Source organism: Parashewanella sp. 2210YD4-3 (assembly GCF_056591735.1).
In genome coordinates, this window is sequence record NZ_JBWQOG010000011.1 from 133,681 (window position 1) to 155,971 (window position 22,291).

At 39.5% G+C, this 22,291-nt stretch carries 19 protein-coding genes; 10 read left to right on the forward strand and 9 right to left on the reverse strand.

All coding sequences use genetic code 11. From position 1 onward, the window contains the following. Position 1 precedes the first annotated feature (1 nt). Positions 2-1,102 (forward strand): peptidoglycan binding protein CsiV, encoded by a 1,101-nt coding sequence (locus AC1EU0_RS15690; protein ID WP_480303507.1) that lies wholly within the window; start codon positions 2-4, stop codon positions 1,100-1,102. Between the two features lie 123 nt (positions 1,103-1,225). On the opposite strand, the gene ycfP is transcribed toward AC1EU0_RS15690, so the two are convergent. Next, on the reverse strand, positions 1,226-1,762 hold the full coding sequence (gene ycfP, locus AC1EU0_RS15695; protein ID WP_480303508.1) for an alpha/beta hydrolase YcfP: 537 nt from the start codon (positions 1,760-1,762) through the stop codon (positions 1,226-1,228). Between the two features lie 133 nt (positions 1,763-1,895). Here ycfP and AC1EU0_RS15700 point away from each other — a divergent pair, with 133 nt between their 5' ends. The 3 genes from AC1EU0_RS15700 to AC1EU0_RS15710 are packed head-to-tail and all read left to right on the forward strand — an operon-like array spanning position 1,896 to position 4,155. Continuing rightward, positions 1,896-2,399 (forward strand): 6-pyruvoyl trahydropterin synthase family protein, encoded by a 504-nt coding sequence (locus tag AC1EU0_RS15700; RefSeq protein WP_480303509.1) that lies wholly within the window; start codon positions 1,896-1,898, stop codon positions 2,397-2,399. Between the two features lie 2 nt (positions 2,400-2,401). Continuing rightward, complete coding sequence (locus AC1EU0_RS15705) at positions 2,402-3,106, forward strand: SDR family NAD(P)-dependent oxidoreductase (protein WP_480303510.1); 705 nt, start codon at positions 2,402-2,404, stop codon at positions 3,104-3,106. Next, positions 3,106-4,155, forward strand: coding sequence for a glycosyltransferase family 4 protein (locus AC1EU0_RS15710; RefSeq protein ID WP_480303511.1), 1,050 nt, complete (start codon positions 3,106-3,108; stop codon positions 4,153-4,155). Before AC1EU0_RS15705 ends, AC1EU0_RS15710 begins: the two co-directional genes overlap by 1 nt. Here the strand turns inward: AC1EU0_RS15710 and nagZ are convergent. Further along, entirely contained in the window at positions 4,142-5,155 is a 1,014-nt protein-coding gene (nagZ, locus tag AC1EU0_RS15715) for a beta-N-acetylhexosaminidase (RefSeq protein ID WP_480303512.1), read from the reverse strand. The two genes, AC1EU0_RS15710 and nagZ, sit on opposite strands and share 14 nt — an antisense overlap. A 209-nt stretch (positions 5,156-5,364) precedes the next feature. Between nagZ and AC1EU0_RS15720 the strand changes: the two genes are divergently transcribed. Continuing rightward, on the forward strand, positions 5,365-6,741 hold the full coding sequence (locus AC1EU0_RS15720; protein WP_480303513.1) for an L-serine ammonia-lyase: 1,377 nt from the start codon (positions 5,365-5,367) through the stop codon (positions 6,739-6,741). A 56-nt stretch (positions 6,742-6,797) separates the two neighbouring features. Here AC1EU0_RS15720 and cysB read toward each other — a convergent pair whose 3' ends face one another. Further along, the gene (gene cysB / locus AC1EU0_RS15725; protein ID WP_480303514.1) at positions 6,798-7,772 is read right to left on the reverse strand and encodes an HTH-type transcriptional regulator CysB; all 975 of its coding nucleotides are present in this window, start codon (positions 7,770-7,772) and stop codon (positions 6,798-6,800) included. A 345-nt stretch (positions 7,773-8,117) separates the two neighbouring features. Here cysB and AC1EU0_RS15730 point away from each other — a divergent pair, with 345 nt between their 5' ends. Then, positions 8,118-8,906 (forward strand): hypothetical protein, encoded by a 789-nt coding sequence (locus AC1EU0_RS15730; protein ID WP_480303515.1) that lies wholly within the window; start codon positions 8,118-8,120, stop codon positions 8,904-8,906. A 354-nt stretch (positions 8,907-9,260) separates the two neighbouring features. Here AC1EU0_RS15730 and ompW read toward each other — a convergent pair whose 3' ends face one another. From ompW to tesB, 5 genes are all read right to left on the reverse strand, one after another. Further along, entirely contained in the window at positions 9,261-9,917 is a 657-nt protein-coding gene (ompW, locus tag AC1EU0_RS15735) for an outer membrane protein OmpW (protein WP_480303516.1), read from the reverse strand. Positions 9,918-10,183: 266 nt separating this feature from the next. Beyond that, the gene (locus tag AC1EU0_RS15740) at positions 10,184-10,747 is read right to left on the reverse strand and encodes a nucleotidyltransferase family protein (protein WP_480303517.1); all 564 of its coding nucleotides are present in this window, start codon (positions 10,745-10,747) and stop codon (positions 10,184-10,186) included. Continuing rightward, the gene (locus tag AC1EU0_RS15745; RefSeq protein WP_480303518.1) at positions 10,737-14,171 is read right to left on the reverse strand and encodes a putative bifunctional diguanylate cyclase/phosphodiesterase; all 3,435 of its coding nucleotides are present in this window, start codon (positions 14,169-14,171) and stop codon (positions 10,737-10,739) included. Before AC1EU0_RS15745 ends, AC1EU0_RS15740 begins: the two co-directional genes overlap by 11 nt. Before the next feature lie 308 nt (positions 14,172-14,479). Beyond that, positions 14,480-14,860 carry a YbaY family lipoprotein gene (locus tag AC1EU0_RS15750; protein ID WP_480303519.1) on the reverse strand — a complete coding sequence of 127 codons (381 nt, stop codon included), beginning with the start codon at positions 14,858-14,860 and terminating at the stop codon, positions 14,480-14,482. Further along, positions 14,857-15,726: an acyl-CoA thioesterase II gene (gene tesB, locus AC1EU0_RS15755; protein ID WP_480303520.1), complete on the reverse strand. Its 870-nt coding sequence runs from the start codon at positions 15,724-15,726 to the stop codon at positions 14,857-14,859. The genes AC1EU0_RS15750 and tesB overlap by 4 nt, the downstream gene beginning before the upstream one ends. 159 nt (positions 15,727-15,885) lie before the next feature. On the opposite strand from tesB, the gene menA reads away from it, so the two are divergent. Continuing rightward, entirely contained in the window at positions 15,886-16,758 is an 873-nt protein-coding gene (gene menA, locus AC1EU0_RS15760) for a 1,4-dihydroxy-2-naphthoate octaprenyltransferase (RefSeq protein ID WP_480303521.1), read from the forward strand. 230 nt (positions 16,759-16,988) lie between these two features. Here menA and gndA read toward each other — a convergent pair whose 3' ends face one another. Further along, positions 16,989-18,521 (reverse strand): NADP-dependent phosphogluconate dehydrogenase, encoded by a 1,533-nt coding sequence (gndA, locus tag AC1EU0_RS15765; RefSeq protein ID WP_480303522.1) that lies wholly within the window; start codon positions 18,519-18,521, stop codon positions 16,989-16,991. A gap of 460 nt (positions 18,522-18,981) precedes the next feature. Between gndA and AC1EU0_RS15770 the strand changes: the two genes are divergently transcribed. From AC1EU0_RS15770 to AC1EU0_RS15780, 3 genes are all read left to right on the forward strand, one after another. Continuing rightward, positions 18,982-19,371 carry a MerR family transcriptional regulator gene (locus AC1EU0_RS15770; protein WP_480303523.1) on the forward strand — a complete coding sequence of 130 codons (390 nt, stop codon included), beginning with the start codon at positions 18,982-18,984 and terminating at the stop codon, positions 19,369-19,371. A 67-nt stretch (positions 19,372-19,438) separates the two neighbouring features. Then, positions 19,439-20,608, forward strand: coding sequence for an isovaleryl-CoA dehydrogenase (locus tag AC1EU0_RS15775; RefSeq protein WP_480303524.1), 1,170 nt, complete (start codon positions 19,439-19,441; stop codon positions 20,606-20,608). A gap of 74 nt (positions 20,609-20,682) precedes the next feature. Next, positions 20,683-22,290: a carboxyl transferase domain-containing protein gene (locus AC1EU0_RS15780; RefSeq protein WP_480303525.1), complete on the forward strand. Its 1,608-nt coding sequence runs from the start codon at positions 20,683-20,685 to the stop codon at positions 22,288-22,290. Position 22,291: the final 1 nt, after the last annotated feature.

Here is a 22,291-nt window from a genome sequence, read left to right on the forward strand (position 1 = left end):
TGTGTTACGCACCGCTAAACTTGCACTGTTATCATTAATCATCTCAACTAATGCCTATGCTGCACCTGAGCGTTGGTTTGAGGTCGAGGTGTATATTTTTAAGCGTGACTCAGCCACAACTGAGCATTGGTCAGAAACGGTGCCTCCGGTTAAGTTGAGAGGAAACGTAGATTTGATCACACCGATTGTTCATACTGAACATGTGATCGAACCTGCAGTGGATTGCGAGCCAGCCTTTCCGGTGATTGGCGAGGATTTTACTCGTTCTCTAATGAATGACTGTGTACCACAAGATGCAGTAACTGAAATCACTTTCCCTGAAGTTACACCGGTGAACATTAGTGCCGATGAGATCCCTGAAGTTTATCAAGGTGATCCTGCAACGTTATTGTCCTATGAGCAAAATCAATTTACAGACATCATTAATAAAATTCGGCGCCAACGTGGTGTAACGAGCCTACTGCACCTCACTTGGCAGCAAGCTATGTTGCCTAAGCGGCGTTCAAAAGCGCTGCATTTATATGGTGGAAAAGATTTTAGCAAAGAGTTTCAGGCTGATGGTTTTTCGATAAAACCTTCTGAGCCAGAACTGTTAGAAAATAGTGATGATGTAAACCCATTAACCTCAGACACTAAAAACAATCTTGTTCAACAAAACACGCCTGAGCTCGATTCAACGGTAGAGCAGGACTTCACTCACACAGAACAAGTCCCGAGTAAGCCAGTATCTCCATCTCCAATATGGGAGCTCGATGGAAAACTCAATATCTATTTACAGCATTATTTGTATATAGAAACGGATTTAAGACTGCGTGACCCAGAAATGTTACTTGCCAAGCCTAAACCAGAATCGGATCAAATTGCTTCCAACCTACTTTCGGAAAGCTCTGAAGCTGACATAGAACCACAAAAGCCTCAGGAGTTTTTATTTTCCATTCCGATGATCCAAAATCGCCGAGTTAGAAGCACGGAGATACATTATTTTGACCATCCTAAAATGGGTATGGTGATTCAAATACGAAAAATGGAAGCGCCAGTGGAAAAGCCAGTTCAATCTGAAGATACAACATCAGAAAGCAATATAACTTCACAACCCCGTTAGCTGGATAATGTCAGGTAGATAACTGACATTATCCAGCTAAGTCCCCAGCCTTCGTTGGAGCGACGATAAGTTGTTTGGTATTTATCTTAGCATTACCCAGTAACGGGACAAGTTACCTTAAAGTTATCCTTTAAATGCTTTAATAGACTTTAAATGAGCCCCTAACGCCGGAAATTTATGCGGCTGTTTTTCATCCCAAATAATGTCATAAAATTCAGCTAATGCTTTTTCTGTATCAGCGCTATCTAATACTTCATCTTCTCTAGATAAGATACATAATGACTTGCTTTTATTTTTGGTTCGGAACTCTGTAACACACTTTTCCGCGATATCAGTATATTCCTCAGGGCGGTCTATTTTTCCCTGCATGTTATTTTCAGGGTATAAATTAGGATTAATCATTACACTTCGAGTTTGGGTTAGAAAGCCAATACGTTCCACCCAATAACCACCTAGCCCTACTCCAATAAGTAAAGGCGTTTCATCGCTAGACATCGACTTTTGTTTTACTACTTCTTTGAGTAACTGTTGCATATCATGTCGCGGATGTTCTGTGCTATAACTAATTAAACGCACGTCTTCATCTATAAATTGTAATTGGCGCATTTTTTCGTGATTACCAGGGCTCGTTGAGTCAAAGCCATGAAAATATAAAATCATGAGTCAGTTACCACTTTGAATTGTCATAAATTACTGTCAAGATAACAGAGAAACGTTCCTCGCAGTTTGAGGTGAGTCAAAATACAACAAACTGGTTAAAGTGGGTTTAAACATTCCCGCTAAATAGGTAACGATGACACAGACTAATCAACGCTTAACCCATTTAGTGCTTGCCAAAGAATACATGAAATTTTCAGCAGCGCATTTCACCATTTTTTCTGGTACTGAACGTGAAAGGCTTCATGGCCACAATTTCCAAGTCTCATTAGAATTAACGCTTCCTGTAGGGAATGACGGCCTATCACACAGTTACCGTTTATTTAAAGACCAAGCCAAAGCCTTATGCGAAAAGTTAGATGAATATTGCTTATTGCCTAACCACTCTCCATATTTAGATATTCATCAGAATAACGATGAGTACCATGTGAAATTCCATAATGAAACATTACGTTTTCCAGTTTCAGACACCTTGTTACTTCCGATCAAAAACACAAGTGTTGAGGAGTTTTCTTTTTATCTGCTAGAACAGATTATTCAAGCTCTTCCGCCTACAAAATACGGTATTGAACACATTACTGTTTCGGTTTCATCTGGTGCAGGACAATCAGGTTCAAGCTCTTGGAAAAAAGAGGAGTAACAATGCAAAAAGTCATGATAGTTACAGGTGGAAGTCGTGGTATAGGTTATGCCGTCAGCCAACACTTTAAGCAAGCCCAGTTTAAGGTCATTAACTTATCTCGCTCCCCAAATAACATCCAAGATACTTTAAATCTAGAAACAGATTTATCATCACCAACTAATATAAAGGAACATCAAGCGCGTTTGATTCAAGAGTTGAAAGGTGCAACTCAAGTCGTCATCGTTCACTGTGCTGCTGGCCATACTGCTGATACCATTCTTACTGCAAATACAGAGAGCTTAAACAAAGACCTAGCCATCAATATAATAAGCCCTACGATGCTCACTCAAATGTTGTTGCCACACATGCCTGAAACTTCATCGATCGTATTTATTGGTTCGACATTAAGTGAAAAGGCGGTTCCTGGATGCTATTCCTATGTAACAAGTAAACATGCCGTTATTGGAATGATGCGTTCTGTCAGCCAAGATCTAGCTGGTAAAGGAATACACACTGCCTGTATTTGCCCGGGTTTTACGGATACAGAAATGCTTAGGGAGCATTTTGGGCATGAACCTGAAGCTGAAAAATCCATTACTGACATGGTCACTTTCGGTCGCTTGATCACTCCGGAAGAAATCGCCAAAACGGTATTTTTTGCAGCGAATACTCCGGTCATTAACGGATCTGTGATTCACGCTAACTTAGGGCAAATTGAGCGCTAATGAAGATCTTAATTATCTCAACGCCGGTTCAAGCCATCGGGCAAGGTGAAGGTGGTGGCATAGATATTACCTTACTGAATATTATTAATGCACTATCACCGTTAGGTCACCAATTTACGGTTTTAGCACCCACAGGCTCAACGCTTTCCGCCGATGATACTATATTGATAGAAATTTCAGGTCAGCTACAAACCAGCGTTCAAACTGAATCAGCATCAACGCCTGTCACTTTGAGTCACGACAGTACCATTGTTTCCATGTGTCGATACGCTCAAACTCATCAGTATGAATTTGATGTAATTCTCAATATGGCTTATGACTGGTTGCCGATTTGGTTAACACCGTTTTTTACCACTCCGATGTATCATCTGGTTTCTATGAGTAATGAGAATCAAACGGTTGCTGGTGCCGTAGAAGAACTGAATAGAATGATGCCTCAACGACTCGCTTTTCATACCCATGCATCTGCCAACACATTTAACCTTGAGAACCCAGTATCCATTATTGGTAATGGCTTTGAATTTAAAACATTTCCTTTTTGTGAAAGTCCAAAGCAGCAACTGGCTTGGGTTGGGCGCATATCTCCAGAGAAAGGCTTGGAAAATGCACTAGAGGTTGCCAATAAAGTTAACCTACCTATTCATATTTGGGGGAAAGTTCAGTCAGAGTCATATCAACAACAACTTATAGGGAAATTTCCAAAAGTTGATATTCACTGGCGCGGCTTCGTACCACAACATCAACTATTCGAAGAAATGAGCCAATCGGCATTGATGTTAATGACACCTACATGGATAGAAGCGTTTGGTAACAATGTCGTGGAAGCCAATGCCTGTGGCGTTCCAGTCATTGCATACAATAAAGGTGGACCTACAGAAACAGTAATTTCAGGCGTTACAGGTTACTTGGTTGAAAACAATGAAGATATGGCAAATCGAGTTGATGATGCTTTAACGTTATCTAGACATCACTGCCGAGACTCAGCTCAGCAGCGATTCTCAATTGAGCAATATGCTTTGAAATTACAAAGCTGGCTTAATATTGATTAACCTTTTCAGCAATGGCTTTTGCCGCTTGCCATCGCGTTTCATTTTCTAAAGATTGCATCACATTGGTTTGGTCTGGCTTTAATAACCTAGCAGGATACAAAGGGTCTGTATCTGGCCAATGATAGTCTGTCAGTAATATATTAACAGCATCAGGGTTATTACACACCAAAATCATATCGCAACCTGCGGCAAGCGCTGATGTCACTCTTTCTTTAAATCCACCAGCAACGCTGGCGCCTTCCATGCCTAAATCATCAGAAAAAATGACACCTTTAAATCCCAATTCACCTCTTAGAACTGTTTGCAGCCAATATTTTGAAAAACCTGCAGGTCGCTCATCTACTTGAGAATAAATGACATGAGCAGGCATGATCCCTTGAACTTGTTCATCAGCAATTAATTGCTCAAATGGAATTAAATCGTGATCGAAAATTTCCGTTTTTGAACGTTCATCAACAGGTAAAGCAATATGTGAATCTGCTTTCACGCTACCATGTCCAGGAAAATGCTTTCCGACAGCCGCCATCCCAGCTTGTCTCATGCCAGAGCTGAACGCATTTGCTAGGATCATAACCTGTTCAGGGTCTTCACTAAAACTGCGCGCCCCTATCACCTCACTTATCCCATCAACATCTAAAACTGGAGCAAAACTTAAGTCAATATCACAAGCCAATAGTTCAATAGCCATTAAAAACCCTAATTCTAGAGCCCAAGTTTTTGCTTGTGAAAGATCACCACTTGCCGCAGACAATATTTTCCCCATTGCAGGGATATCAGTGAACTCGCCACGAAAACGCTGAACTCGCCCTCCCTCATGATCAACAGCAATAAGAATATTGGGATTACATTTTCGAACTTCTTTTACCAGAGCCATTAGTTGAGTTTTATTTTGATAATTACGGGTAAATAAAATTAATCCACCAACCATTGGATGAGCCAATAGTTTTTTTTCATGTTCGGTGACTTCGAGCCCCGCTAAATCCATCATTAAATAACTCACTCAAAACCCTTTTCATAGAGATACATTCAGAGCCAATTAAGTCATAAACCATAGGTAAATTCAATCAGAGTAAGGAATGTTATCGGTAAGCAGATTTAATTCGAAATTGACACATTAGAAATTCTAATGTATCGAAACAATAATTATGTGTGATACTTATGTTCATATTAAAAAGAAGGAATCATTCCTCATAACTAGGCTTTTATAAAATGATCAGTGTGTTTGACATGTTTAAAATCGGTATCGGACCATCAAGTTCTCATACCGTTGGCCCTATGAAAGCGGGCAAAATTTTTATTGACCAAGTTTCGACAAAAGAGCTTCTAGGCGAAGTCGATGAGTTGCGTGCTGATTTATTTGGCTCTCTTGCACAGACAGGTCAAGGACATGGCACTGGCAAAGCGGTTATTTTAGGATTAATGGGAGAAGACCCTGAAACCGTAGATACTGATGCAATTGACGGCATTTTAAAGCACGTATCGGATTCTGAGACCTTAAAACTCGCCAACGGTAAAGTTGTCAATTTTACCCGTGAACATGGGGTTGTTTATAACCGTCTTATCAATCTAGACGCTCATGCAAATGCAATGACACTATATGCCTATGCTAAAGGCGAATGTGTTTATAAGCGAACCTATTATTCTGTAGGAGGTGGCTTCATTCTTGATGAAGATGAAATCGCTCAACAAGATGCATCTCTAGCCTCTCCCATCGTCTCAGCGCCTTATGATTTCCATAGTGCAAATGAGTTATTGGAGCTTTGCCGAGAAAATGGTTTATCAGTCTCTTCATTAATGATGGAAAATGAAAAGTGCCTAGCAAGTGACAAACAGATCAAAGACGGCTTATGGCAAATCTGGCAGACCATGAAAACCTGCATTGAGAAAGGTTATCAAAAAGAAGGATTGCTGCCGGGTGGTTTAAAGTTACGTCGTCGAGCCCCAGCTCTTTACCGTCAATTAAAAGCGGAAAGTAAAACTTGTAATGACCCATTAAAAGCAGTGGACTGGGTAGATTTGTTCGCGTTATCCGTTAATGAGCAAAATGCAGCAGGCGACCGAGTCGTCACAGCACCGACCAATGGTGCCGCAGGCATTATCCCTGCAGTGCTTTGTTACTACGATACTTATGTTGAACAGGTCGATGTAGAAATAGCCTCTCGCTTTTTACTGACAGCTGCAGCTATTGGCATTCTATATAAGAAAAACGCTTCGATATCTGGCGCTGAAGTCGGTTGCCAAGGTGAAGTTGGAGTAGCATGTTCTATGGCCGCTGGCGCATTAACAGAAATAATGGGCGGCACAATTGAGCATGTCGAAAATGCCGCTGAAATTGGCATGGAGCACAACCTAGGGCTAACTTGCGATCCTGTCGGTGGCCTAGTTCAAGTACCTTGTATTGAACGTAACGCAATGGGCGCAATGAAAGCCATCAATGCTTCTCGTATGGCACTTCGTGGTGATGGCAATCATAAGGTGTCATTAGATAAAGTGATTAAAACCATGATGGACACAGGCATGGATATGAGAAGTAAATACAAAGAAACCGCACAAGGCGGTTTAGCAGTGAATATTGTTGAGTGTTAAAGCTTAAAGGTGATGAGTGCATATCGCGCTCATCACTTCTGAGTATGCTCTAACCTCTACTTCATGGGTAATTTCATGTTATCGAACATATGATCTATTAACTCTTGATCTCGCAACGCAATCGCTTTTTCAACCACATCTTTGGTCAAGTGTGGCGCAAAGTATTCGATAAAATCATACATGTAAGTTCGTAAGAAGCTGCCTTTCCTAAAGCCTATTTTAGTCGTGCTATGTTCGAATAAGTCACTGACATCAATCGCTACTAAATCATCATCAATAGCAGGATCAACGGCCATTGATGCAATCACTCCTACTCCAAGCCCTAAACGCACATAGGTCTTCAACACTTCTGCACTTGTAGCGGTAAATACTACTCTTGGATCTAAGTTTGCTCGTTTAAAAGCTTTTTCGATTGCAGATGATTTATCGAAACCAAATACATAGGTAACTAACGGGAATTGGGACAACTCTTCAATAGAAATTTTACTTCGAGAAGCTAAAGGATGGTCTTTTTTAACCACAACTGAACGATTCCAGTGATAGCAAGGTAACATCACTAAATCGGTATAAAGGTGCATAGCTTCTGTTGCGATGGCAAAATCAGCATCGCCACGAGCGGCAAGTTCACTAATCTGGTTTGGCGTTCCCTGATGCATATTTAGGTTCACTCGAGGATAGCGGTCAATGAACCCTTTGATGATAGGTGGCAATGCATATCTTGCTTGAGTATCCGTTGTAGCAATGTTTAACTCCCCCATATCTGGTTGAGTATATTCTTCTGCTACCTTTTTGATGCCTTCTACTTTACTCAAAATATCATTAGCGATATTGATCACTTGCTCACCGGCCGGTGTGACATGAGTAAGATGCTTTCCACTCCTACCAAAAATTTGGATCCCTAATTCATCTTCCAGCATACGAACTTGTTTACTGATCCCTGGTTGCGATGTATACAAGTTCTCAGCCGTTGCTGAAACATTCAGGTTATGGTTGACAACTTCGGCAATAAAACGGAGTTGTTGCAGCTTCATAGTAGGGCCTCATCTCGTGGCGTCTCAGGTAAGTTATTGGTATCGAAGCAATTCAATACCGTTAAATTTCTATCTAGATTTAAGCGTTATAATATATCCTGTCTCTTATTGCAAAAGAATATATATAGAACGATAAACGTTAAAAAAAGTTATAGCAATGTACACTTGTTAACCACAAAGACTTAGACTGACGTTTTATTGCACTTTTAAGTGTTAATTTTACCAATAATTGGCCGAAAACTGACTATAACGCTTAACAGTGACTAGTTAGATAGCGTAAAATCAAGGCATAAATATGTTGATTTTTGATGAAGTTCTATCAATTGCTTTTAATATGGGAACACAATGATTTTTACAATTTCACTTATCGTGATCAGTGCATTATTGCTACTTATCATTGGGATCAACCTTTACCAACAACATAAAGAAAAGCAAAACGCTGACCGTCGTGTACAGCACCAACAACAACGCTCAAAGATTGATGAAACAGCTAGAGTGTTGGAGCATATTTCATTATTTCCTTGCTCAAACCAAGTTATGTTAGTGTTGTATAAACGCTTGGTAGATGAAATAACCCAAGCAGCTAATGTAGCCCCAAGCTCCTTACAAAAAGATTACGAAAGACAGTTGATTGATTTTAATGCTCAAATTAAGCAGCTTGAATCAAGTCCTTCAGCCACACCATCATTGGATGCAATTCAGATACCTAATGACGACAAACAACTTGTACTAATGGTACAAACGCTTAAAAAGCTCAAGGCAATCATACGCAGTGAACATAATAAAGGAAAAATAGATCCAACCGTGTTTACTGAAGAAGAAAACCGAATCAATAGTATGCAACTTAGAATTAATGTTGATGCGATGCTAACTCGATCTCAAAAAGCAAAAGATATCAAACAATATGGCTCAGCGAAGCAATTTCTAAATAAAGCAATCGCAACACTTAATGCTATTAAGTTAAATAATCCTGAAGATCATTTTGCTCAATCCAAACTCAATTTAGCTCATTCTCTTAGTGCAAGTATTGATAATTCCCAACAGCAAAAAGCCCTAGAATCTATACCTACAGCCAAAGCTGCTAATGGTGAAGATGATATTGACGTGCTGTTCCAACCAAAGAAGAAGTGGTAATAAGCTGAATCAAAAGTGCAAGTATTCATCTTGCACTTCATGCCCTTAAGTGATTTTATTTATTTTTCTCTATTAAATAATGCTGGTTTCGTCATACCACCAAAGTGGAAATCCAAAACGGCTAGATTTGCTCTACAGATAAAGATGTTCTTTGACAAAAATCACAAACAATAAAACTTTAAATTCTGTATTACAAAGGCTGGTACTACTGAGTACTAAAATAACTAATAGAAAATCAGATAAGATTGCTTAGATGTTTTTACCTGCTCATTCGCTGCAGCATTTTGCACGAATTTAGTCCATAAAAAATGCCGCTAGTGTTAGCGGCATTTTTAGTGATTTCATTAGAGGGTATTAGAACTTGTAACCTACTGAAACCATGTAAACCATTGGGTCAACGTCTGTTTTGATTGTGAAATCTTTATTAGCTGCAGCAGAGTTAAACTTCACATCAGTACCAATATCCGCATACCAAATTGAAGCATTTACTAACCAGTTTTTATTAACTTGATAATCGAAACCAACTTGAGCAGCAAAACCTAACGAGTTTTCAATGCTTAGGCTGTTAAGCTTCAAACCTGCAGCCTTTGGGTTACCCGTAAATTCATTATCAAAAAAGTTAGTGAAGTTAATACCTGCACCTACATATGGGCGGAATTTAGATTGTGCATCACCAAAGTAATACTGAGCTACCAAGGTTGGTGGTAAGTGTTTAGTTTCAGCAATAACACCTACATCTTTTAAAGATACTTCATGGCTAAATGGAGTTGCTGCTAGTAGCTCAACACCAAAGTTATCGGTAACCATGTAACCGAAGTTTAAACCAAGTTGAGTGTTATTATCGATTTGGAACTCACCTAGACCGGCAACATCTTGGCTCGACTCATTTGGAGCAACCATTACAGCACCAGCACGAACAATGATATCACCCGCTTGGTGAGCTTGAGCGCCAAAACCAGCAGCAATTAGACCTGCAGCAACTAGACCTTTAACAAAACGCTTGTTCATCATCTTTCTCCATTTAAGATGTTTACCACTCATTAATTTATTTTTTGAGTGATATGAGTTAACTGGCTTCTTTGAATTATTAGGTTTTCAATACGAACCAGTAGTTTTTTGTGTCGCATCACATTTAGGTGCTAATTTGCCAGATGAATCAGATAATAATATTGATCTAAATCAATCGAAAAACGCCTCAAATGGAACATCGTTTCATTACATGATCTCGATCATAAAACAAAGTCAAAATAACAACAGAACGTTGTTATTTTGAGCATTTAATGAGAGCAAATGACGGTAAGTTTGGGATAGGTTAAAAGCCAGTGTTTATCTTTAACTCTTTGATTAAAGACTGACTTACTTCTTTTGGGGTTATGTGTAACTTCTAAGGAGAACAGTGATTGCAAATCAAATGCAGATTTTACAATTATCTTATTAGTTTCAAGTCTTACTCCTACAGCCGTTTCTTTCTCAGGCCAATAAGACATAGCATCAATAATGGATACATAAGGGTTATCACCATTTCTAATATGCATTCTCGCTTGATTCTTGACAGACCAAGGTAAACGCAGCTGATCATTAAGCATAGCTTCTAAACTTTTATCTTTATCTTCAGAAAGCTCATTCGCTTCATAATAAATTACATCTATATCAGACAAAGATGATATAAGCTCCTTTGAATGGAGCTTATCCCATACCAAGTTTCTTACAAAACCAGCCGCTAATAGATAATCTTTTATTCCTTGAGCTTGCATCACTTGCTCAGCAACCTCTAACGCCTTCATACTACTAGGATCTTGATACAACCACTCTATAATTTGTCGCTGATGTTTACAGTTCAATGCTCTCCTCTCCTTGAGCAATTGTTACAGGGGCTGAAGCCAAGTTTTGTTTTTCACAAAATGGAAGAACGTCATCAACTGCTAGTGGACGTGAAATATAAAAACCTTGAATAGCCGAACAGCCCATTTGTTGCAAGAAATCGAGCTGTTCCTTGGTTTCTACGCCTTCTGCAACGATTTTCATACCTAAGCTATTCGCCATAGACAAAATCGCGTCTACTAACTGTATCGCGTCCTTTTCATGAGGAACATCTTTAATGAATGAACGGTCAATTTTTAAAGTGTCAAACGAAAAACGTCGTAAGTAACTTAGCGATGAATAGCCAATACCAAAATCATCCACAGCTAAATGCACGCCTAAATTATGGAGCTTGTTGAAGATCTTTTGATTTTCTTCAGAGTTTTCGATTAATGCTGATTCAGTCAATTCAAGCTCTAACGCTGATGCAGGTAACTCATGCAATGCGAGCCCTAATTGAACATCGTCAAGAATCACATTATTTCGAAGCTGCCTACTCGAAACATTTACAGATACATAACGAGGGCCATGTTTATGTTGGCGCCATTGTTTTATTTGAGCACATGACTGCTCTAATACCCATTCTCCAATAGTACTGATCAGGCCAAGTGACTCAGCTAATGGAATAAATTCATCAGGCGGCACTTGGCCTAATTTTTCATTCTTCCACCTTAGTAAGGCTTCCACGCCTATCACAATGCCTGTATCCCCAGAAATAATAGGTTGATAGACAACGTATAATTCATTGCGCTTTAGTGCTTGCCTTAGTTCATTTTCCATTTCAAGACGCGACTGAACAGCGTTACTCATAGCATTAGAATAGAACTTTAATGCATTTCGACCAGCCATTTTACTTTCATACATGGCAGCGTCGGCATTTTTCGTTAACGCTTCATAATCACTACCGTCTTGTGGGAAAGTAGCAATTCCAATGCTACAACCAACGACTACTTCATGATGCTGAATCAAAACTGGTTGCGAGCAAGACTTATTTACCTCTTCCGCGACTAACTGGGCATTAGCTACTGACTGAGGTTCCGTTAAAATAATCACAAATTCATCACCACCAAGACGTCCCAAGGTGTCATTTGGGTTGATCAAATGACCAATACGTGTAGATATTTGCTTCAGTAACGCATCACCAGCGTTGTGACCAAAACTATCGTTAACTTTTTTAAAGTCATCCAAATCTAACAACATCAACACTACGGATGTGTTATTTAATTTAGCAATGTTAATCGCACTGGTTAAACGCTCAAACGTCATTCCTCTGTTAGGTAAACCTGTTAGCTCATCAAAATTAGCTTTGCGATACAATTGATCTTGATATGTCCGCTGCTGAGTCAAATCAGTAATTGAAGTAATGACCGCTTCGCCATCAGTATATTCAACAACTTTTGATGATAATGAAGCCCAAATCAAGTTCCCTGCATCCGATTTTATTTGCACTTCAAAGCCATCTACACGATTTTGAAGATTCAAGTATTCTACAAATAAGTTTCTATCTTTTGGGTTAACGTAAAATTCGGCAGCATGTCTGCCAGACAACGATTTATCACCTGATGTGAGTAACTCTTTCGCTCTCAAATTCCCATATAAAATTTTACCTGTTTGGGGTTGAGTAATGAGCACAGCAATTGGTGCAGAGTGGGCGATTGAATGAAAATGGTTTTGTGATTCAGCGAGCGAGCGCCCTTTTTTCCATACCAATTGATTTTGTTTATATTGCAGCCATAAACTAACAGCAACTCCTGTGATAAATAACGATAATAAAAATACAAACAATTGCATCCCTTCACTAATTGAAGAGGGTTTAGTGGCTACATTAAGCCAAAGTAAGTTATGTAGTTTAGGGATAGGTGCGTTATGGGCTAAATGATATGAGCTAAAATCTGTATCACCTTGGTACAAAAGTTTATGTTTATTATCCTGCATTGAAACCTGATATTGCTCAGAGAAATTCTCCGCAATTAAGGTATCAACTAATTTGGGAATCGAATAAATCGCCCCAAGATTGCCAATAAACTCCTCACCCGAAAAGATAGGCACAAATAAAGCAAAAACAGGCTGTGCTTGTTCAAGCATAAAAGGTTTAGTGTAAACTACGGCACCATACTTTTTGGAAAGTTGAGCTGCTTTTTCCAATTCAGTCAATGCCAGTTTTAGCGCAACACTGCTTTGTGTTTGACTAGAGGATACTCGTTTAACAAGTTTAAAGTTACTGTCACTGAGGGAAAAATGCAGCAAACTTGAGTGAGGAAGTAAATAATCCTTCAAACATTTTTCTATCTCTTCACTTTGTAACCCTACTTGCGGGATTTCCGTTGCAAGGAGGTACAAAAAGTTTTCATCTAGCGACAATTGAGTCTCAATTTCACTGACAGAATGAGACAATTTAGTAGTTAGAAGCTTGCTATCCGCTCCTCGGTCTTGCTCTTTAATAAAGTAGTGTAAAGCAGCTAAAGAAAGCGTGATGGTAGCCGTAGCGATAAACGGCATAACAAAGCTTGATTTACGTTTCCTTAAAAAATAGTTAGTAGGCTCAGAGCCAAATGAAAATATCTGATCAGTTTGCGACTTATTTGAACGAAGCTCTGTAAAAACCAAAAAAACTTGGTGATAAAAAATATACATAGCCCCTAATAAAAGGAACATAAAAGCGGCAAGGAATACTCGAAACAAATCAGCTTTATTTTCAACTTCCGAATTTTTGATAATGGTGTCAGCAGCAACTTCCCAATGTCGCGATGGCAAGTTAACGGTAAAACGAAGTAAACTGTGATCAAACAATTCTGGATCACCAATAAAGACTTTTCCTAAGTCTGTTCGAAATGCCATTTGTAATTCTGGATTACTATCTATCAGTTTCGAAGCCAATACTGAAGATGTTAAATTAACAATTATAGAAGCACGGCCCCAGTACTTACCTTCCCTGTATATCGATTTCGTTAACGTTACCCCTTTTCCACCTAACTGCAAGTCAAAAGGTTCAGATATCACTAACTGATTTGTTTTAGATATAGAGTCAAGACCGACAATGTAGGAAAACTCATTAGAAGGAACAGTAATATTTAAGCCATATCGATTAGTAACTTGCAATGATTTTAGCCCTGAATTGAGTTCAAGCATGGCTTTCATTACTAGTTTGACATGAGCTTTATTGACAGTTTCAAGCTTAACATCATCTTTGATTTCACTTTCAACTATCGAAGCCAAACTGGACACTAAGAGTCCATGCCGGCTCATTATATCTTCAAGCTTATCGACCTTCTCTTTGAATTTTTTTGAAACAGAGGCACGATAATTTTCATATAAATAATTTTCATACCAATCAGTGGTTTGCCACCAAATAGTCGCGCAAGTCAGCAAGATAAAGACAATTGCGATTGTTCTTTTTGTAAACATAAACGTATCTTGGGGCAGCTTTCAACTAAGTAACCTGAGCTCTGCATAAGTAAACCTCTACAGCACAGCTACTAATGCGTATTTCTGTGTTAGAACAGCCCGAAATAGGCTAGCTATTACGAACTGTTCTGCCTTGAACTACACAATATTAGCCGCACTGTAGATTGAATTTATATTTTATTATAAAAACAAAACAGTAATGATTTCTTTATACAGAGCTCAGGTTAAGTAAGTTTTTGCCACCCTCTTATTTTATTAAATAACAACCGACTTTCTATCGGCCCTAACCTCTAAAGTGAATTTGTACTTTACTTGGCAGGTTGCATAATAACTTCAACCGTGGTTTTACCATTATTGATAATTGGGTAGCGATTATAAGTCTGAAAAATCACTCGATCTTGGTTCTTGATCAAAGCAACAACGCCATAGTTCACTTTTTTGTCAATTGTCTCAGCAGGCAAAATAAACTTAAACGGTATCGGTTGAGTCGCCACATTAAAGGTCTTTTGAGCTAAAATGACGCCCGGTGTATCTAAATCAATAATGGCGACAGTAAACATGCTATCCATGGGTAACAACATTTTTTGCAAATAGCCCGCAGCGCCATTGATTATTATCGGTTTAGGTTTTTGAACCGTCACACAAGCTGTTAAACTCATAACCATTAATAGTATTAGTAGTTTTCTCATTTATGTTTCCCGCTCATTCTCATTAACCCCTCTTGAGTAGCCGAAGCCACTAACTTACCTTGCTGATTATAAAAGTGACCTTTAACAAATCCTCGACCACCACTGGAACTTGGACTTTCGATACTAAACAAAAGCCAATCATTCATATTGATCTCATGATGAAACCACATTGAATGGTCAATCGTAGCCATTTTCATTCCAGGAGTTAAAAAGCTTACTCCATGAGGTTGAGCCGCTGTAACTAAAAAGTTGAAATCTGAAGCATAAGCTAATAGATATTTGTGGATTCGAGGGTCATCAGGTACTTCCCCATTTGCACGAATCCATACATGCTTTGATGGTTCAGACTTTTCTGGTTTGATAGGATTTAGGGGATTCACTACCCTCATCTCGAAAGGAGATGGCTTGGTGAACGTAGATACCAAACTTTCTGGTATTGAGCCCGCTAAACTTTTTGCGAGTTCTTGATGACTTAGCACACCTTCAGGTCCCGACACATTTGGCATCGAAATTTGGTGTTCTAAACCACTTTCTTGCGACTGAAATGAACAGGTCATCATAAAAATGGGGCGACCACTTTGAATCGCATGAACACTTCTAGCACTAAAACTGCCACCATCTCTTAAGTTTTCTACTTGATAGATAATGGGCTTTTTAGGATCGCCAGCTCTTAAAAAATAAGCGTGTAACGAATGACTTGAACGAGCATTGGAAACAGTTTGTTTAGCAGCATTTAGTGCTTGCCCCATAACATGACCACCAAAAAGGTGTCCAAATCCTATATCCTGTGGTTGTCCGCGAAATAAATTATCATCAATCTGCTCTAAAGATAATAAAGATAAAAGTGAATCTAAGATGTTACTCATAGCACCCTTCATTTATTTGATAACTAAATAAGGTTATCTTAAAAAGATTAAAGAAACTATATACTAAATAGGATAAGACCTATCATTATTACGAAAATTAACTTTCAAAAGTACAACTAAACGCTAGAATGTCGACTTTTGTGATTTATTAAATAAACAATGAACCCTTGGATAATCGCCATTCGGCCCAAAACTCTTTTTGCAGCAATAAGTCCTATCATTTTAGGCAACACAATGGCTGCCAGTTCACCTTATTTCGAGTGGTCGATTGCAATACTTTGTTTAGCTTGCGGCGTGTTTTTACAAATCACGGTCAATCTGATTAATGATTATTCTGATCATAAAAATGGTATCGACAACCAGCAACGACTTGGCCCAATTAGAGCGTGTCAATCCGGTATAATCACGCCTAATACAATGGTAATCGGCATCGCCATCAGTACACTGTTTTCGATTGTTTCTGGCTTATTTTTAGTCTTTCATGGTGGTATCGGCTTTCTTTATCTTGGTGCCGCATCGATAGCCTGTGCATTCGCCTATAGTTTAGGCTCAAAATCATTGGCCAATCTTGCATTAGGCGAACTAGCAGTATTCATCTTTTTTGGATTGATTGCCGTTTGTGGCAGTTATTACTTGCAATCACATGCCTTACATACCGACATCATGATCATGGCTGTATGTTTAGGATTATTAAATGCTGCAATAATGTTTGTTAATAACACCCGAGATAGACTGACCGATGAACAAGCTGGAAAGCTAACGCTAGCGGTTCGAGTAGGAAGTACAATGTGCTCACCAGTCTATCGAGCATTGGTTTTTGGTGCTTATGCGATTATGGTAACAGCTTACTTTATGGGGGCGTTGCATGGTTTGCCAGTATTACTTGCGGGTTTGAGTTTTATTTTAGGTAAAAAGCTAACCCTAGACTTTGAAACCGCCAAAGGTACTGAGTTTAATACTATTTTACATAAAACAGCATTGCTAACTCTTATATTCAGTCTATTGTTTTGTGTTGGCACTATTCTTAGTTAACCTCAGCTCTGCATAAGCCAACCTCTACAGCACAGCTACTTATGTGTATTTCTGTGTTAGAACAGCCCTAAATAGACCAGCTATTACGAACTGCTCTTCCTTGAACTACACAAAATTAGCAGCACTGTAGATAAAAAATTACCGTTTATGTTGTAAATCAGAACGTTATTGATTTCGTTATACAGAGCTGAGGTTAGTTAAGTCGGGAGCCAAATGGCTCCCAATTAACATTAAACTTCGTTTTGCTCCCTGCTTGGGCTATTCCATTCCAAATGGAATTTTTTTCCGGTCTCCTTATCAGTGCGTTCATAGGTATGAGCACCAAAATAATCTCGCTGACCTTGTAGCAAATTGGCTGGCAACGTTTCGCTTCTAAAGCTGTCATAATACGCCAACGCTGAACTAATACATGGAATAGGAATCCCATTAAGCACTGCAAAGCTTGTTGCTTGACGCCAATTTTGCTGAAGCTGAGATAATTGTTCAGCAAAGCTGCCGGCTAAAAATAAATGAGCGAGATCAGTTTGCTGCTGATACGCCTGAGTAATTGATTGCAAAAATGAAGCACGGATAATACAACCAGAACGCCAAATTTTTGAGATTTCAGCAAAATCTAAGTTCCAGCCTTGCTCTTTAGCTGCCATAGCCATTAATTGGAAACCTTGAGCATAACTGGCTATTTTGGCGCAGTACAAAGCATTTTCTAATTGGTCAATGATTTGTGATTTCTGATCATCTGAAATTTCAGTGGCTTCTTGCCCCGATAATTTAGGGCTTAACTCTATACGTAATGCTTTTTGAGTACTTATCGCTCGAGCTGAAACAGCTTCAGCAATCGTAGGTGCAGGACAACCTAGCTGAAAACTACTGACTGCAGTCCATAAACCAGTACCTTTTTGTCCAGCTTTATCTAAAATCATTTCAACTAAAGGTCGATTGGTTTCTGGGTCAACCTGCTGAAGAACATCGGCACTGATTTCAACAAGGTAGCTATTCAGTTTTCCTTGATTCCATTTTTCAAATACCTTACCTATTTCAATAGCTGTCATTCCACAGCCCTTAGATAAAATATTGTAAGCCTCACAAATTAATTGCATATCAGCATATTCAATGCCGTTATGCACCATTTTTACGTAATGACCAGCTCCTGCGCCACCAATATAAGTCGTGCATGAATCACCATTTTCTACAATTTCGCCTGCAGAAATTCTTTCTATTGGCAACCCCGTTTCAGAGTCAACTTTCGCAGAAATAGCATGCCAGATAGGTGCAATACGTTCCCAAGCATCAGCGTCTCCACTTGGCATTAAACAAGGGCCAAATCGCGCCCCTGTTTCGCCACCAGATACAGCAGAACTAAAAAAGCTAAATTTTTCTTTATATCGTTTTTCACGTTCAACTGTGTCCGTCCATAAGCTATTTCCTGTATCGACGACGATATCTTCAATTTGAATACCAGCTTCTATAAGCGCATGACAAACACCATCGACAGGCGCTCCTGCTGGAACAGAAAGTACAACAATTTTTGGACTAGCTAGCTGATCTAAAAGATGCTGGATACTCTCACAGCCAATGACTTGAGATGGATACTTACGAGTCGAAGACTCAGCATTGAATTGATTCAAAAACTGGCTAACTTTGAGAGCATCAAGATCGTACGCTGCAACATTAAAACCATTGTCAACTATATTAAGAGCAAGGTTTTTTCCCATTACTCCAAGTCCAATGACCCCAATATCCATCTGCTGCGTTTTTTCTGGCATGTGATTCTTTTCCAAATGATCTTATACCGTTCCTACTTATCAAGTATCGATAAATATAAATAGTATGTTATAAAAATTCGCGCGATTATATCTGTAATAATTATGCAAAACTATAGAGTAAGAACTGGAAAGATGTTTCGTATTTTAGAACAATAGAAGTGGCTGGGGCCAGTTGAACATACAGCGTTTGATTTTTGTGCTATTTGAGCTTCCTTTGTATAAACCGCAACCGATAAAGTCTTTTATTGACGGCTTCCAATAAACTTTGAGTTGCAAAAGTTGTACAACTTTCAGCATAGAAATTTCAGTATGAAGAAAACAGTTACAAAGTGATAAACTCTATATTTATTATCTCTTTCAATTTTTTTCACTTGGATTCTTAAAATCACGCCTCCTTAAAACTTTACCTTTACGTCAACTTCCTGTACCTTTTTGATAAATTGTTTTGCTAGGTACAATAATGAGCATCAAAAGCAACTCCCCAACCAGTTACTCGATTAGTGATCTCTCCAAAGAGTTTGATATCACCACTCGTAGTATTCGGTTTTATGAAGATCAAGGCTTGCTAAAACCGAGTCGTCGCGGACAAACCAGAATTTATAGCCTTAAAGATAAAGTGAGGCTAAAACTGATATTACGAGGTAAGCGATTGGGATTCTCACTAGCAGAAACGCGACGCTTATTTGAGCTTTATGACGCAGATAAATCCAGCAACAGTCAATTAGATACCATGCTCAAGTTGATTTCGGATAAAAAAGCCGCATTACAACAGCAAATGGATGATATTCAGGTGGTATTGATGGAACTCAGCTCAGCTGAACAACAATGCCGCGATGCTTTACAAAAATAATAATATTAAACAATTAATGATGTAGTAACTCGTTACTGCATCAATACATCATGCAAAGGACCTTACAATGAGCGCAATATACTCAAGCTTAAATTTTGGATTAGGTGAAGATGTGGATATGCTGCGTGATGCAGTACAGCAATTCGCTACCAATGAAATTGCACCACTGGCAGAAAAAACGGATCAAGAAAATGCCTTCCCTAATGAACTTTGGCCTGTCCTTGGTGATATGGGCTTATTAGGAGTAACCGTTGATGAAGAATTCGGCGGTGCCAACATGGGTTACCTTGCTCACGTTGTAGCCATGGAAGAAATTTCTCGTGCATCTGCTTCAATCGGCTTGAGCTACGGTGCTCATTCAAACCTGTGTGTTAACCAAATCAATCGCAATGGTAATGCAGCGCAAAAGGCTAAGTATCTGCCTAAGCTGATTTCTGGTGAGCATATTGGTGCACTAGCAATGAGTGAGCCAAATGCGGGTTCTGACGTTGTATCGATGAAGCTATATGCCCGTAAAGAAGGCGACAAGTACATTCTAAATGGCAATAAGATGTGGATCACCAATGGTCCTGATGCTCATACCTATGTTATTTACGCTAAAACGGATTTAGAAAAAGGCCCTCATGGCATAACCGCTTTCATCGTAGAACGTGGCTTTAAGGGGTTCTCAACGGCTCAAAAGCTCGACAAATTAGGTATGCGTGGTTCAAATACCTGTGAACTTGTTTTTGAAGACTGTGAAGTACCAGAAGAAAACATTCTTGGTAACCTAAACGAAGGTGTAAAAGTCCTAATGAGCGGACTTGACTATGAGCGTGTAGTACTTGCAGGTGGTCCACTTGGAATCATGCAAGCCTGTATGGATATCGTTGTGCCATACATTCACGACCGCCAACAGTTTGGTAAATCAATTGGTGAATTCCAACTGGTTCAAGGCAAACTAGCCGATATGTATACCCAAATGAACGCCGCTCGTTCATATGTATATGCAGTGGCTAAATCGTGTGACCGTGGCGAAACAACTCGTAAAGATGCCGCAGGTGCGATTTTGTACAGTGCAGAATTAGCGACAAAAATGGCATTAGATGCGATTCAACTACTTGGTGGTAACGGTTACATCAATGAGTACGCTACTGGTCGCCTACTTCGTGACGCTAAGCTTTATGAAATCGGCGCAGGTACTTCAGAAATTCGTCGTATGTTGATTGGACGAGAGCTATTCAACGAAACTAAGTAAGAGCCAAACATTATGCCTGCCTTTGCAGGCATTTTCGTTTCTAATCCTACTGCAACGATTTTGAGGAATTAACCGTGACGCAAATTACCAGTCGTATTAATGCTCGCAGCGACGAGTTCAAAACAAAACATAATGATATGTCTGAGCTCGTTGCTGATTTACAACAAAAGCTTGAACAAATCCAACAAGGCGGTGGCGAAATAGCCATGCAACGTCACCTATCACGTGGCAAGTTAGCACCAAGAGATCGCATCGAAAAACTGCTCGATCCAAGCTCCCCTTTTATTGAGCTATCACAATTTGCAGGTTACGAAGTCTATGACGATGTTGTGCCAGCTGCAGGGGTAATCACAGGAATCGGCCGTGTTAGTGGCGTAGAATGTATGATTGTGGCTAACGATGCGACAGTGAAAGGTGGTACGTACTACCCTATTACAGTAAAAAAGCATGTTCGTGCACAAGAAATTGCTGAGCGCTGCAATTTGCCTTGCATTTATCTTGTTGATTCTGGCGGAGCCTATTTACCACTGCAAGATGAAGTCTTCCCAGACCGTGATCATTTTGGTCGTATTTTCTTTAATCAAGCGAAAATGTCAGCAAAAGGCATTCCTCAAGTAGCAGTAGTAATGGGATTATGTACCGCAGGTGGCGCTTATGTTCCTGCTATGGCTGATGAATCCATCATTGTCAAAGAACAAGGAACGATTTTCCTTGCTGGCCCTCCATTAGTTAAAGCTGCAACAGGTGAAGAAGTTAGCGCGGAAGAGCTTGGTGGTGCTGAGGTTCATACAAAAATTTCAGGTGTTGCCGATCATCTTGCACAAAATGATGAACATGCCTTAGAAATTGCCCGCAATTCAATAGCTCGTTTGAATCACAACAAACAAATAGAATCAACAGTGGCTCAAGTTAAGCCACCGAAATATAGTATTGAAGAACTGTATGGCATTGTCGGCACAGACTTGAAAAAGCCATTTGATGTAAAAGAAGTGATTGCTCGTATTGTTGATGACTCTGATTTTGACGAATTCAAAGCCAACTATGGTGCCACGTTAGTCTGCGGCTTTGCCCGTATTCACGGCTACCCTGTCGGTATTGTAGCTAATAATGGGATCCTATTCTCTGAGTCAGCCCAAAAAGGCGCGCACTTTATCGAGCTGTGTTGCCAGCGAAAAATTCCACTGCTGTTTTTACAAAATATCACTGGCTTTATGGTCGGTAAGAAATATGAACATGAAGGTATCGCCAAGCATGGTGCAAAAATGGTAACCGCGGTTTCTTGTGCCACAGTCCCTAAATTTACCGTGCTAATTGGTGGTAGTTATGGTGCGGGCAACTACGGTATGTGTGGTCGTGCATTTGACCCAACTATGATGTGGATGTGGCCTAACGCTCGAATTTCTGTGATGGGCGGAGAACAAGCTGCAGGTGTTTTATCTACTGTAAAAAAAGACGGTTTAGCTCGTAAAGGGCAAAGCTGGACTGAACAAGAAGAAGCAGATTTTAAAGCACCAATCGTAGAACAATACGACAAAGCGGGTCACCCTTATCATGCCAGTGCACGCTTATGGGATGATGGCATTATCGATCCAACTCAAACTCGTGATGTTGTTGGCCTAGCGCTTTCAGCTGCCTTTAATGCACCTGTAGAAGACACCAAGTTTGGTGTGTTCCGCATGTAAT